Source organism: Desulfoluna sp. CLI2B (assembly GCF_056847375.1).
This window is the reverse complement of record NZ_CP186557.1, coordinates 1,791,964-1,804,659: the sequence shown is the minus strand read 5'-3', so window position 1 is coordinate 1,804,659 and position 12,696 is coordinate 1,791,964. Positions and strand designations below refer to the sequence as shown.

Annotated in this window: 13 protein-coding genes and 2 pseudogenes; all 15 read right to left on the bottom strand. The window is 61.4% G+C overall.

The genetic code is table 11. The features are described 5' to 3' along the window. Window positions 1-84: 84 nt before the first annotated feature. A pseudogene (locus ACOYW2_RS08740) lies at window positions 85-1,599 on the bottom strand (ethanolamine ammonia-lyase reactivating factor EutA). 284 nt (window positions 1,600-1,883) lie between these two features. After that, on the bottom strand, window positions 1,884-2,762 hold the full coding sequence (gene eutC, locus ACOYW2_RS08735; RefSeq protein WP_482770134.1) for an ethanolamine ammonia-lyase subunit EutC: 879 nt from the start codon (window positions 2,760-2,762) through the stop codon (window positions 1,884-1,886). A gap of 14 nt (window positions 2,763-2,776) precedes the next feature. Then, window positions 2,777-4,138 carry an ethanolamine ammonia-lyase subunit EutB gene (locus tag ACOYW2_RS08730; RefSeq protein ID WP_482770133.1) on the bottom strand — a complete coding sequence of 454 codons (1,362 nt, stop codon included), beginning with the start codon at window positions 4,136-4,138 and terminating at the stop codon, window positions 2,777-2,779. 192 nt (window positions 4,139-4,330) lie between these two features. Then, window positions 4,331-5,590, bottom strand: coding sequence for an HAD family hydrolase (locus ACOYW2_RS08725; protein WP_482770132.1), 1,260 nt, complete (start codon window positions 5,588-5,590; stop codon window positions 4,331-4,333). A 235-nt stretch (window positions 5,591-5,825) separates the two neighbouring features. After that, entirely contained in the window at window positions 5,826-6,377 is a 552-nt protein-coding gene (locus ACOYW2_RS08720) for a BMC domain-containing protein (protein WP_482422569.1), read from the bottom strand. Between the two features lie 92 nt (window positions 6,378-6,469). Next, window positions 6,470-7,177: a 4Fe-4S dicluster domain-containing protein gene (locus ACOYW2_RS08715; protein WP_482771007.1), complete on the bottom strand. Its 708-nt coding sequence runs from the start codon at window positions 7,175-7,177 to the stop codon at window positions 6,470-6,472. A 51-nt stretch (window positions 7,178-7,228) separates the two neighbouring features. Further along, a pseudogene (locus tag ACOYW2_RS08710) lies at window positions 7,229-7,809 on the bottom strand (electron transport complex protein RnfC); the annotation flags it as partial. 10 nt (window positions 7,810-7,819) lie between these two features. Further along, complete coding sequence (locus ACOYW2_RS08705) at window positions 7,820-8,923, bottom strand: 1-propanol dehydrogenase PduQ (RefSeq protein WP_482422568.1); 1,104 nt, start codon at window positions 8,921-8,923, stop codon at window positions 7,820-7,822. Window positions 8,924-8,945: 22 nt separating this feature from the next. Beyond that, complete coding sequence (locus tag ACOYW2_RS08700) at window positions 8,946-9,485, bottom strand: cupin domain-containing protein (protein WP_218951026.1); 540 nt, start codon at window positions 9,483-9,485, stop codon at window positions 8,946-8,948. Window positions 9,486-9,679: 194 nt separating this feature from the next. Beyond that, window positions 9,680-9,958 carry an ethanolamine utilization microcompartment protein EutM gene (gene eutM / locus ACOYW2_RS08695; RefSeq protein WP_152004558.1) on the bottom strand — a complete coding sequence of 93 codons (279 nt, stop codon included), beginning with the start codon at window positions 9,956-9,958 and terminating at the stop codon, window positions 9,680-9,682. A gap of 108 nt (window positions 9,959-10,066) precedes the next feature. Continuing rightward, on the bottom strand, window positions 10,067-10,351 hold the full coding sequence (locus ACOYW2_RS08690; RefSeq protein ID WP_482422567.1) for a hypothetical protein: 285 nt from the start codon (window positions 10,349-10,351) through the stop codon (window positions 10,067-10,069). A gap of 36 nt (window positions 10,352-10,387) precedes the next feature. After that, window positions 10,388-10,933 carry a BMC domain-containing protein gene (locus ACOYW2_RS08685; protein ID WP_180141134.1) on the bottom strand — a complete coding sequence of 182 codons (546 nt, stop codon included), beginning with the start codon at window positions 10,931-10,933 and terminating at the stop codon, window positions 10,388-10,390. 28 nt (window positions 10,934-10,961) lie between these two features. Next, on the bottom strand, window positions 10,962-11,213 hold the full coding sequence (locus tag ACOYW2_RS08680; RefSeq protein ID WP_482422566.1) for a EutN/CcmL family microcompartment protein: 252 nt from the start codon (window positions 11,211-11,213) through the stop codon (window positions 10,962-10,964). Between the two features lie 54 nt (window positions 11,214-11,267). After that, on the bottom strand, window positions 11,268-11,780 hold the full coding sequence (locus ACOYW2_RS08675) for a hypothetical protein (protein ID WP_482422565.1): 513 nt from the start codon (window positions 11,778-11,780) through the stop codon (window positions 11,268-11,270). Between the two features lie 63 nt (window positions 11,781-11,843). Further along, window positions 11,844-12,695, bottom strand: a complete 852-nt coding sequence (gene eutJ, locus ACOYW2_RS08670; RefSeq protein ID WP_180141128.1) for an ethanolamine utilization protein EutJ — start codon at window positions 12,693-12,695, stop codon at window positions 11,844-11,846. Window position 12,696 lies beyond the last annotated feature (1 nt).

Below are 12,696 nucleotides of genomic sequence, written 5' to 3'. Positions count from 1 at the left end.
CATTTCTATCACGGATACGTCACGGGAAAGCGAGCCGTTAGTCGCTACAAACGGTTTTTATAGATAGGCCCGTGGATACCGGAGTTATGCCTGACGCGTTTCAAACACCAGGGTCTTGATCACCACGGGCACCACCGTCCCCCCTGCAAGGGGGCGGCCGATGTCGATGTAGTCCCCTTCCGCCACCTCCAGCTGATCCACGCAGATCACACGGGCGGACGGGTTCAGGGCCCGAAGGCTCTGGCCAAGCACCTTGGCGCTGTCCTGCTCCAGCACAACAATAACGGGCAGTCCAGCCCGCACTGTCCGTGCCAGGCCACCCAGGATCCCCTTTGCAAGCAACTGCACCGTCGGGTAATTGAGGTAAGTTTGCCCCCGGATCCCCACGGCGATCTGTTCCGGGGCCTCTTCTTCTTCGTACTGATTTGCGCTTTGGAAGACCGCCTCGGCGATGTCGTCGGCCTGCTCCGGGATCCCTTCGGCAAAAGGGACCGCCACCGGGATGTTCGTCAGCGGCAGCAAGGTGTCGTCTGCCGAAATGGTGCTGCCGCTCACATCCACGGTGCGGGATCCGGCACCAATAACCGTGGCCCGGATTGTCTCGGCAGGCCGGACGAGCTCTACCCCTGCGGCGTCGAATACCCGACGCACCTGCTGCCCCAGCATGGGGCCGATGTCCCCGTAGCGGGCAATCTCGGAGAGGGTGTCGCACGGCGATGAGGTGTAGGCGGAGTCGGCCACGCCCCCTGAGATCATGACGCAATCCACCGTGTAGTCGAGCCGGAGGGGGTCGGTCATGAGAAGGGCTGCCTCCAGCCCCCGGGGCTCGGGGTCCCGGAGGACCGACGCCACCACCTCGGCCATGCGGCGGCAGATGATGTCGATGACCACGGGCTCGGCCGCATCGCCGGGCCTAGCCCTTACCCCCAGGTCCTCCAGAACCCGCTGCATGGGCTCCGCCACATGGAGGATCCGTCCCTCTGCAGCGTCCACCTGCATCAACCGCCCGCCCACATTGATGCAGCAGCTGTCGATGGCTTTTCCGTTTCGGTAGATCCCGATGTTGGCCGTGCCGCCGCCGATGTCAATGTTGGCAACGGTCTTGAAACGGTTTCGGGAGTAATCCGAAAACCGACCTCACCAGGCAATGATCGACTCCAGGTTTCCCCCGGCCGTGGCCACCACAAAGTCTCCGGCATACCCGGCCAGCTCCCCGGAGATCCGGCGAGCGTTCTCCTTTTTGGCGGTCTCTCCGGTGATGATCACCGCGCCGGTGTCAATGGACGAAGGCGACACCCCGGCACGGGTAAACTCACCCTCCACAAGGCGAAACACCTCCTCTGTGTCCACCAGGTTCCCGTGGGTGATGGGGGTAAAATGGATGGCGCTGCGGTAAACCACCTCCTTGTCGGTGATCTCCATGCGCGGCACCAGGGTCCCCGGCGCCGTGTTCTTCACCGTCAGTCGGCTGATGACGCACTGGGTGGTGGTGGTGCCGATGTCGATGCCGACGCTGGTCACCACCTCGGCGGCATCGGACACCTCCGCGCCGCCAAGATGGGCTGCATACAAAGACGCTATTTTGGGGCTGTCGGGCATAAAATGAACGCCTCCCTCCCATGGAATCGGGTTTGTTAAAAAAAGCCTCCGGCGGCCCTGACGGGGGCCAACCGTTTAAAACGTTAGACAAACAGGCCTTATGCAAGGTTTTCCAGGCTTCGCCGAAATCATTTCGACGTTTTCGCACCCACGCTTCGTTTTGATCACCCTTCAGGGCGATCAACCGAAGCGTGGGTGCATGAAGACCGTTTTTTGCGGAGCTTTTTTCCAAAAAAGCAACCCGCCGGAGGCAACGCTCCGGGTCCCACAAAAACACCCGTAACTTAGAGGCCCTTGCCTTTCATGGCTTCGGAAAGGGCCACCCCGCTGGCTTTGTGGGAAAGCATCTGCTTGACCACAGTGGCCATGTGGGCCCCGGCCTCTGCCGGGGGCGTGCCCCCTTTGTGGATATTGGAAACAATGGTGCGGTCGGCTTCCACGGTCTCTTTCCCGGCCTTGTACACCATGTAAGAGCTCATGGACTCGGCGGTGATAAGACCCGGGCGCTCTCCGATGAGCTCCACCACCACATCGCAGCCCAGAAGGGCACCCACGTCGTCCATGACGCCCACCCGTCCGTACTTCACAAAAAAGGGCGTCCCCACGGAGAGCCCCTCGGCTTTCAGGCCCTGGACCATGGCCGGAAGGGTATCGGCAATGTTGGCCTCGATGGCCGTGGAGCTTAAGCCGTCCACCACGATAATCTGCACGTTGCAGCCCTTCTCGCATGTGTCGAGGATGGTCTTTTTCGCCTCCTCGCTGAGCCTCTTGCCCAGCTCCGGTTTCATGAGGAACTCGTCCTTGTCCCTGACCACGGTCTGGACCCCGAAAAGGCGGTTCTCGGCCAGGCAATCCTCTGAAACGTCCATAAACACGGCATCCACGGCAGCGGCGTGATCGGCCTGAAAATGGAGAAGGGAATGGGTCTTCTGGCGCGCGCCGCACCGTCCCATGAGGATACGGGCCGGGGTGGTCTTTCGCATGGCCTCAAGGGCCGCCATGTTGTGGGGATTGTCCACAGTCACCTCGTCCAGGGGAGGCAGGGTCACGGGCGCTTCGGCTCGGGCCGCAGTGGTGTCGGCGGCAGGCCCCTCGGCTGACGCCAGGGCCCCCTCTTCCACCAGCTTTTTGATGATGTCTTCAATCAGTGCTTTCTCGTTCATGGTGCCTGCTCTCCTTATTTATCGAAAATGGACGGGTCACCGGCCGCCTCGGTGAGGCAACCCTCTTCCATGATGCCCCGGCTCTCCAGCCAGGCTTCAAACTCCGGCGCGGGCCTGAGCCCTAAAATCTCCCGGGCGGACGCATCGTCGTGGAAGCTGGTGTCCTGATAGTTGAGCATGCAGTCGTCTCCTCCGGAGACCCCCATGAAAAAGTTGGCCCCGGCCATGGCGCAAAGCATGGTGCCGATCTCCTGATCGTCCTGGTCGGCCTTCATGTGGTTGGTGTAGCAGGGGGCAATGCCCATGGGCAGGCCGTGCATCTTGCCCATGAAAAGATCCTCCAGGTCGGCGCGGATCACCTCTTTGCCCGTGTAGATGGTCTCAGGGCCGATGAAGCCGGAAACGTTGTTGAGCATGAAAGGGGCGTAACGCCTGGCCAATCCGTAAGTACGGGCCTCCAGGGTCATCTCGTCCACGCCGTGGTGGCAGTCCAGGGAGATCTCCGAGCCCTGGCCGGTCTCGAAGTACATGACGTTGGGGCCGGTGGAGGAGCCCCTGTGCAGGGCCAGGTCTCGGGCCTCGTCCAGCATGGAGACGGAGATACCGAAGGCGTCGTTGGCGCTCTGGGACCCAGCGATGCTCTGGAACAAGAGATCCACGGGCACGCCTTTCTCCATGGCCTGCATCTGGGTGGTCACGTGGGCCAGGACAACACACTGGGTGGGCACCTCGTAGAGGTCCCTGAAATCGGTGATGGCGCGCATGACCCGGGAAAAGCCTTCCACGTTGTCTTCCACGGGGTTCACGCCGAAGCAGGCGTCGCCGCATCCGAAGGAGAGGCCCTCCTTCAGGGAGGCGAGGATCCCTTCAATGGCGTCTGTGGGGTGGTTGGGCTGGCAGCGGAACGACAGGGTGCCGGGAAGGCCGATGGTGGTATGGCAGTGGGCGGAGACCTTGATCTTCTTGCTGGCGTAGACAAGGTCCATGGTGGACATGAGCTTGGCCGCGGCGGCGATCATCTCGCTGGTGAGGCCCCGGCTGATGTGGAGCAGATCCCCCTGGCGGCGGGTCTTGAGAATGGTCTCCCGGAGTTCGGCCACGCTCCAGTTCTTGATCTTTTCGTAGATGGTGGTGTTCAGGCCGTCGTAGATGGTCCGGGTCACCTCGTCGTCATCGTAGGGGATCACCGGGTTTTCATAGATGTCTTTAAGCTGCAGGTTGGCCAGGCAGAGCTTGGCGGCCACGCGCTCGGTGGCGGACTCTGCCGATATGCCGGCCAGGGCGTCGCCGGACTTCTCGTTGTTTGCTTTTGCCAGAACATCTCGGACCGATGAGAAGGTAAAGACCTTCTCACCGATCTGGCTTCGTAAATTCACACGCACTCCTCCATTAAGTGACTGATTGGCAGGCCCGTCCCCGTTGACGCGCCCTTCACCGGGTCCCCGAATGCAGGGTCCCTTATGTGATGCCGAAGGCCCGGCCTGTGACAGCGGACCTTCGGGTTGCATCCAACACCCATGGCCCGGGAGGCACCCCGGGCCATGTTTATCTCTTTTTTTCAGCGCGCTTTAGAATGCCTTCAGTGCGCCGTTCTCTTCGAGGAAGCCTGCAACCTTCGCCGTCTTTTCAATGGCGGAGGGTTTGGGTGCCAGGCGCGCGTCCAGATCCGCGCGGGTGGAGACAAACCCGGGGGATTTTTTGTAGAGGACAGGCTGGATCATCCAGTTGCCGGGAAGGGAGTCTCCCATCTGCTCAACGAGCCCCTTCTGGTACCCCATTTTTTCAAGTCGGGTGATCCAGAGGCGGTTCTCAGCGCGGTCCAGCATGGGCAGGTCGTTGGAGCTGTCCCCGCCGATGAGGTAGGGGCGTTCTTTGGTGACATACTTGATGATGTTGGCAACCTTGCCGAAGTACCCGGTGATGGGGTAGACCACCTGGGTGGTGAGCTCGTAGTTGGAAAGCTCGTCACGATCCAGGGCAGCGTATTTCGGGTTGTTCTTCACAAGGAGACGGTCCTTGTAGAGCTTGCCGTCACGCTTGTCCTTCAGAAGCACGTTGACGCCGATGACATGGTCCGGGGCAATGGCCACCCCTTTACCAAACTTGGCTTCAAGAAGCTTGTTGAGGTTGGCGGCCACCATCCAGCGCACGGTCCAGACGTTGGACGCAGAGCAGACGTAAACCTCGTACCCGTTTTTCAGAAGGTTGCCGTAGAGGTCCACCATCTCGGGATAGAAGAAGGGCATGCGGTAGCCGTTGATCTTGGTCTCTTTGAGGTCGGCTGCGCCGGAATCCTGCTTGGCGACGTTGTTGCCGAAGGCCTTTTCACTGTAAGGGAGGATCTGGTCGGGGGTCATGCCGGCCAGGATCTGGACCACCCAGGCGTAGCTGTTGGAATAGGGAGTCTTTTCGCCTTTCTGGTGCTTGGTGGCGGAGAGAAAATCTTCGTAGAACTCGGGAAGGTTTTTCACGGTCTCAAGGGAGACCTTCTTGTTCCCAAGGACAAAGGAGGGGGTGATGTCCCGGGAGATCCCGTCCAAGGTCAGCTGACCGGCCTCCACCATGGCGGCAAAGGTGGCTTCGCCGATGTCCCGGCAGATGGTGGTGTTGTCAAAATCGAAAACAGCTTTTTTTCCCTGGAAGGCCCCTTCGGCGATGAGGGTTTCCAGTTTTGCCTTGACCGCCGGATTCCAGTGACCTTCATCCAGCTTGACCACGGGCTTTGCAGGGGCAGTCTTCACATCGGCCTTGACGCCGCAACCGGTGAGCAGTGATCCGCACACGAACAGTGTCCCCACCATCCATGCCATGTGTTTCTTGAACATCATACGTCGAACTCCTTTACGATTGAATATAACAGCAGGCACGCACCCGTCGAATACGGCCGCATGCACATCAGAATCAGCGTTCGTTTTTTCAAAGAGTCTTGGTATTGCAGTGAACCTGAGCCCCGATACCACTGCGGGCATCGGGGCTCAGGTTAGCGGGGGGAGCGGTATGCGTCCCCCCGTGAGGCGGACCGGTTCAGGGAAGAGACCGGTCCGCACATATCTGGGCCGGGCCTTACATCAGCTGGGCTTTCAAATCGTCGCTGGGTGAAGGAATGACCACGTGGTTGTAGACGGGACCGGAGTCTCCCACGCCTTCCACACCGGCAGCCACAGAGGCCTTCACTGAGCCCACGTCACCGGTCATGGTGACAAAGGACTTGCCGGCAAGGCCTGCAGCAAAGCGAATCTCGATGAGATCCACCTGGCCGGATTTGGCTGCGGCGTCGGCGGCCAGGATACAGGCGGCCACGGTGTAGGTCTCAATGACCCCCAGAGCGTTGATGCGGGGCACGATGGTGGCACCGGACAGGGCGGGAAGCACTGTGGGATGGACGCTGGGGATGACGAACCAGTCGATGACCAGGTCCCCTCCCATCTCACGGCCCGCAGCCACGGAGCTCTTGACGGAGCCGGTGTCCCCGGCCACCATCACCAGGTACCGTCCGGGACAGGTGGGGCGTGCCATCACCAGGTCCACGGTGGCGGCCTTGCTCATTTCGTCTGCGGTCTCAATGCCCAGGGCGATGCTGTTCAGCTCGACAACACCGATTGTTCTGTAGTTCATACATTTACCTCATTGTTCTTCACGACGCCGAGCGCTCGGGCGTGACGTGTCGTTTTTTTGCTGCGGATCTATGGCGGTGCACACGGTGCACCCTACCCTCTGGAAATCCTCACCACACCGCCCTCGACGGAGGTGACCACGCCGTCGATACTGGCGTGGATGCGTGCCCCAAGGGCCCCTTCCGGGATCTCGCCGATGAGGTCGCCTTTGGCAACGCGGTCGCCCTCTTTGACCAGGCACTGCGCCGGGGCGCCGATGTGCTGGGCAAGGGGAATGGCCACGCGCTCAGGCACGAAACGCTCTTCGGGCATGCCGGGGTGGGTGTCGTACTTCAGCACGTCCAGGCGCTGCATCAGCCGCTTGGTGGGCACGTAGCGCACGTCGCGCATGGGGTTGTTCACGGGCTCCTCTCCGGTGGCGGGCCAGCGGATCCCCTCTTTCATCAGCTCTTTTTTGATGAGCATGTTCACCTCCCGGGGGGAGATGCCCATGGGGCAGGCAAACTTCTCGCAGATGCCGCACTCACAGCAGAGGAGCGCTTCCATGCGGGCCTGGGGGTCCTGAACCAGGGCCGACAGGGAGCGCATGAGCTTGTGGGGATGGATGGAGTGGCCCAGAAGGTTTCGGGGGCAGAGCTCGGTGCAGTGGGTACACTGGCAGCAGACTGTCCCGGTGATGCGCTTGATGGCCGCGGGATCCATGACCTTGCCCTTGACCACGTTGTGCTCGGGGTCCAGGACGATGAGGCCGCTGGTCACCTTGGTGACGGGCTGATCCGTGTTGGGCAGAACGCGGCCCATCATGGGCCCGCCGTCCACCACGCGGTAGTCGGAAATTTTGGAACCGCCCGCAAACTCCAGGAGGTCGGAGACGATGGTGCCCACGGGCACCTTCACCACCATGTCCTGCCCCACTTCACCGGTGACGGTGACGTATCGCTCGGTAAGGGGAATATCCTTCATGGCGTTGGCGATGTTGTACAGGGACTCGGTGTTGCTCACCACCACGCCCACCTGAAGGGGAATCCCCGCTTCGGGCACGGTGCGGCCGGTGACCTCACGGACCAGGACCTGTTCGTCGCCTGCCGGATAGAAATCCTTCAGCTCAAAGGCTTCCAGGCGTCCGGTGGTGTCCTTGGCCACAGCGTCCTTGATGGTCTGAAGGGCCTTGGCGTGCTTGCCCTTGATGCAGATGACCCCGCGGGAGGCGCCGTGGCGTCCAGCACCGCGTTCAATCCCTCGATCATGATATCGAGCTCATGCTCCATGATGTAGGGGTCGCTCATCAGAAGGGGCTCGCAGGAGGCGCCGTTCACAAGGACCGTGTCCACCGTCGCGTTGATCTTCACATGCGTCGGGAACCCGGCGCCACCAGCGCCTACCACGCCGGCGTGTTCTTTACCTTCTCTACAATCTGATCTCTCATATGACATTCCATTTTTGTTAGTACGCTTTGCGCAGCAACTGCCGGATGTCCCTCAGGGAGGGGCGCCTCGGGTTGGTGGGCGTGCAGGCATCCTCCATGGCATGGCGGGCCATGGTCTCAAGGGAGGTCTGGAACTCGTTCTCGTCGATGCCCAGGTCCCGGATGCGGTTGGGGATGCCCATCTGACTGTTGAGCCAGCGCACCGCCTCAATGAGGCTCTCGTTGCCCTGCTCCACGGTCTCGCAGGGGAGTTCGAGTTTCTTGGCGATGGTGCGGTAGCGGTCCCGGACGTCAAAGCTGTTGAAGCGGATGACGTATGGAAGCAGCACGGCGTTGGCCTTGCCGTGGGGGATGTGGAACAGTCCCCCTAAGGTATGGGCGATGCTGTGGGCCACGCCCAGGCCGCTGTTGTTAAAGGCCATGCCCGCCATGCACGAGGCCAGGAGCATGTTCTGCCGCGCCTCCATGTCGTCCCCGTTGCGGTAGCAGCGCAGCAGGTAACGGAACACGTACTTGATGGCGTGCACCGCGTACAGATCGGTGAAGGCGTTGGCCGGGGTGGAGACAAAGGCCTCCACGGCGTGGGTGAGCACGTCCATGCCCGTGGTGGCTGTGACCGACGGGGGTACCGACCGGGTGAACCGGGCGTCCAGCACGGCCATGTCCGGGACCAGCAGGGGATCCATGAGGGGAATCTTCATCTGCTGCTCAGTGTCGGTGACCACGGTGACCGCCGTCACCTCGGAGCCGGTGCCGCTGGTGGTGGGAATCACCACCAGCTGGGGCTTGCCCTTGGCCGGATCCGCCTTGTAGGCGAAGTACATGATGGCCTTGGCCGCGTCGATGGAGGAGCCGCCCCCTAAGGCGATGATCATGTCCGCGCCGTCGGCCAGGAGTTTGACCGTGCCCTCACGCACGGTCTCCAGGGAGGGATCGGGCTCCACCTTGTCGTACACGCAGCTGGTGATGTTGGCGCGCTCCAGGCCACTGATGATGCGGTCGGCAAAGCCGATCTTCACCATGAAGGCGTCGGTGACGATAAAGGCGTGCCTGCCCTCAAGTTTCTCAAGGGCGTTGATGGCGTTCTCGCCGTCGCGGTCTCGTTGGGTGCGTCCGTTCATCGATCAAGGCTGCGCCCTCCGGTTACTGAGATTCCCAGTCGGCGGGATAGGTGACGTACATGAAGCGTGCGGACTCGGGAACGCTGAAGGCGATGGAGGTGTTTTTGGGGATGAAGATGATGTCCCCTTTGTTGCCCACTACCTTGCGGCCGTCGATGACGATCTCCAGGGTACCGTCGATGATGTAGTCCACCTCGTCATACTTGAGGGTCCAGTCAAAGGAGGTGGTCTCCATCTCCATGATGCCGCAGCCGAGGCGGGGGCTCTCGTCCAGGGTCACGATGTCGGTGAGAAAGACTTTGTCTCCGGCCTTGCCCGTGTCAAAGGGCTCGGGCTTGACGGTATCGGTCTTCACGCAGAGGACGCCGCTCTTCTCGTCCACGACTTTGGTAAAGGCCGGGGACTTGGCGCCGCCCAGCTGCTCGGAAACCACTTTTCTAATCAGCTCTTCAAGGACTTTTTCATTGATACCCATGTGGAACTCCTTTTCCGGTGCGATGGTTCGGGGTGATGACAACGGCCGGTGACCTTCCATGCGCTCATGGCCAAGGTCACGGGTCATGCCGCCTCCCGCCGCGTCGGTTCATACAAAGCGGACATCCGTCCCACTTCGGTCGGCATGTCGTTTAGATGGCAGTACATGGCGTCTCTCTGCCATCGCGTGACTGGGGAAAGGGATAACCGGCAGGTCCTCCCCTTGCCCGGGCACGCGAGGGCTGCCGGCGGCACCCCGAAAGGGGCCGCCGGCACACATCCCTATGCTTCGCGCTTCTGGGGGAGGATCAGCTCCACCTCAGAGTGGGGACGGGGAATCACGTGAACACTCACGAGCTCGCCCACACGATCAGCAGCTGCGGCACCGGCGTCGGTGGCGGCCTTGACGGCGCCTACGTCCCCGCGGACCATGGCAGTAACAAGGCCGGAGCCTACCTGCTCACGACCCACCAGCTCGACGTTGGCTGCTTTGACCATGGCGTCCGCTGCTTCGATGGCTCCCACAAGACCTTTGGTTTCAACCATTCCAAGTGCTTTCATTATTCTCTCCTCTTATGTATAGATTGGGTTGTCTGCCCGAAGGCGTTTCCGCACCCTGTGCACCCACGTGCCCAAGGTGCCCTGTCTCGGGCATCACGCCCTCAACACCTAAGCGTTGTTCTTGATTGCCTCGACCACCTTGCAGCACACCGCCTTGACCTGGGCATCGTCGGTGATGCCGTACTCTTTTTTGAGCAGGTCGGCGACCATGGCTGCAAGCCGGTCTTCTTCACACGTCTCGGGCCTGGGGCCGTAGACGATGGTGACGCCTTTGTTGCGTAAAACATCTTTGGCGCCGGGAGTCAGGATCATGGAGCCGTCCATGTAGACGGTACCGTCCACGATGATCTCCTCCACACCCTTTTTAGTTTCGCAGAGTCTCTTGCAGTGCATTTCGCTGGTTCTTGTTGCAAGGCCCCCGCAAACGGGCTACGGGCGCCTCACCAACGCATTGACGACCGAGGAGTCGGGCGACGGCATCACCACCGCCTCCACAAGGTCTTTTCCAAGGGTCTCTCTTGCCGCCGCAACCGACTCTTCCACGGAGGCCACATCACCTGTCATCACAAAATACGACTTGCCGTTGATGCCGTTGCCCGTGACGATCCGCGCCAGACAGGCCGTGGACCGCTTGACGGCCTGATCGGCAGCCACCACCCCCGAAGAGGCGGTGCGGCACTCCACCACGCCGATGGCGCCGCAGTGGGTAACGACGGGGCTGTGCTTCAGGGCATCGAGGACCTCCCGGGAGACGCCTCCGATGGTGTAGCTCCCCGCAAGGGAGTAACCGGCTGCTTTGGCTGCTTTCACCGAGGTGTCCACAGCCTGGCGGTCACCGCCCACATGGATCAGGTACCGGCCGGAGCAGATGGTCCCGGCCTTGAGGAGGGTCACCTCGGCGGCCTTGACCATGATGTCGGCAAGGACAGCGCCTGCGGCGATACTCCGGCTTTCTATGAGTCCCAGGGAATCCATGTCCTACAGTCCTTCCTGGACCTCGACCTCATCGATGATCCCGACGATGGTGGCGTCCACAGGTGCGGCGTCGAGGGTGATGGCGGCTCCGCGCCGAGCTGCCCGTGGCCACGAGAACCCTCTCGCCGATGCCCGCACCGATGAAGTCGACGGCCACGAGGGTGTCGAGTTCTTCGTTGGTGCAGGCGTCCAGCCGCCTGACCACCATGAGTTTCATGCCGCTCAGGCCCTCTTCCTTTCTTGTGGCCCACACATTGCCGATCACTTTGCCAATTATCATCCTGGTCGCCTCGTATGCTGATGGAAAGGCCGGGTGGTCATGGCCTCTCCGTTGTTATCCCCGGGAAAGGGTGATGCCGAGTTCTTTGGCGCTCTCCACTGCCAGGGGAGTGACCTGGGCGTCGGCGGGAAGCCTAAGTTCCTTGGCACCCCGCTGCCCTGCCTCGGCCACGTCCGCGTCCGTCACCAGGGGCTTCCTGATCCGGACGGTGTCGCGCTTTGTCACATCCATGGCCACAAGGCCGTATCCGGCAAGGGCCGCTTCCTGGCCCTCGAAGAGCCGCATGAGGCCTTCCGGGGCGGTGTCGGCATGGCGTTTGTATTCAAACTCCACCACCTCCACGGTCTGACCGGCCAGAAGAGCGCGGAAAGCCAGCTCCATGAGCGGTCCTTCGGCCCGTCCTGCGGCCATGTCCGCCATGTGGCGGATGGAGAGGTAGGGCACGATGCGCCTGACGGGCTCGTTGGGCCCGGGGTCCTCATCCGGGTAGAGAAAGGTGTTCCCCTTGCCCAGACGCTTTTCAGCGGCCTGGCATTTGGGGCAGCTTCTGTCCCCGATGATGAGCACCTGGTTTTCGTCTCCCCGCCGATCTGCTTGAGAACTTCGACGGTAATGGCTTTCACCAGTGCTTCAACATCCATGGTCTGTCTCCTGTTCGCCCGTGCTCACGGAGCTCAGGGCAATGCCCATGGGGGTCACGAGAAAGGGGTTGGCCGGTTTGTGTACCGGGATTCCGAGTTCTTTTTCGAACACGGTCTCCATGCCGGTGAGGCAGCAGGTGCCGCCCACAAGGTAGACGGACTTTATGTTCCGCCCCTTGATGTGCCCCTTCACGATGGTGGCCATCTTCTGGATCACGGGACGGACCGCGGCAAAGATCTCCTTGTGCCGTCCGTAGTCCCGTTTGATCTCCTCGGCCTCTTCGAAGCTCACTTTGTAAGCACCGGAGAGGACCAGGGAGAGATGGGTTCCGCCCGTGGCTTCATCGGCTACGTAGACCACCTTGCCCTTCTCCAGGATGGAGAGGCCGGTGGTTCCGCCGCCGATGTCCACGATGACACCGTCTTCGACCCCCAGGACGGCGTTGGCCGCCGTGGGCTCGTCCAGCAGGTTGGTCACTTCCATCCCCGCGCCTTCCACCACATAGCCGTGGGTCTTGCAATCGGACTCACCGGTACCGGGGGGCACGGCAATGGCCGCCCTCTCCAGTTCCCGTCCGAGGCGTTCCTCCAGCTGGGCTTTCAGGCGTTTCACCACCGTCATGGCGCCGATGTAGTCCACCACCAGGCCGTCTTTAATGACCTGGGCAAACTCCATGGCACAGGCCACGGGCTCTTTTTTGCTGTTCATGACGACCAGCACGATGAAGGCGGTACCTAAGTCCACCCCCACCAGGAGCTCTTCGGTGGGAGACACCTCCCGAGTGGTTTTGAGACACGTTTCAAGATCGGCAATGGTCCGATCAACGGATGAAAAGTCCAAG

Excerpts from the sequence above, each read along its gene's own strand:
- eutC (WP_482770134.1), bottom strand. The coding sequence starts at position 2,762 with ATGAACGAGAAAGCACTGATTGAAGACATCATCAAAAAGCTGGTGGAA.
- ACOYW2_RS08725 (WP_482770132.1), bottom strand. The coding sequence starts at position 5,590 with ATGATGTTCAAGAAACACATGGCATGGATGGTGGGGACACTGTTCGTG.
- ACOYW2_RS08720 (WP_482422569.1), bottom strand. The coding sequence starts at position 6,377 with ATGAACTACAGAACAATCGGTGTTGTCGAGCTGAACAGCATCGCCCTG.
- ACOYW2_RS08715 (WP_482771007.1), bottom strand. The coding sequence starts at position 7,177 with ATGGGCCGCGTTCTGCCCAACACGGATCAGCCCGTCACCAAGGTGACC.
- ACOYW2_RS08705 (WP_482422568.1), bottom strand. The coding sequence starts at position 8,923 with ATGAACGGACGCACCCAACGAGACCGCGACGGCGAGAACGCCATCAAC.
- ACOYW2_RS08700 (WP_218951026.1), bottom strand. The coding sequence starts at position 9,485 with ATGACCCGTGACCTTGGCCATGAGCGCATGGAAGGTCACCGGCCGTTG.
- eutM (WP_152004558.1), bottom strand. The coding sequence starts at position 9,958 with ATGAAAGCACTTGGAATGGTTGAAACCAAAGGTCTTGTGGGAGCCATC.
- ACOYW2_RS08690 (WP_482422567.1), bottom strand. The coding sequence starts at position 10,351 with ATGCACTGCAAGAGACTCTGCGAAACTAAAAAGGGTGTGGAGGAGATC.
- ACOYW2_RS08685 (WP_180141134.1), bottom strand. The coding sequence starts at position 10,933 with ATGGATTCCCTGGGACTCATAGAAAGCCGGAGTATCGCCGCAGGCGCT.
- ACOYW2_RS08680 (WP_482422566.1), bottom strand. The coding sequence starts at position 11,213 with ATGATAATTGGCAAAGTGATCGGCAATGTGTGGGCCACAAGAAAGGAA.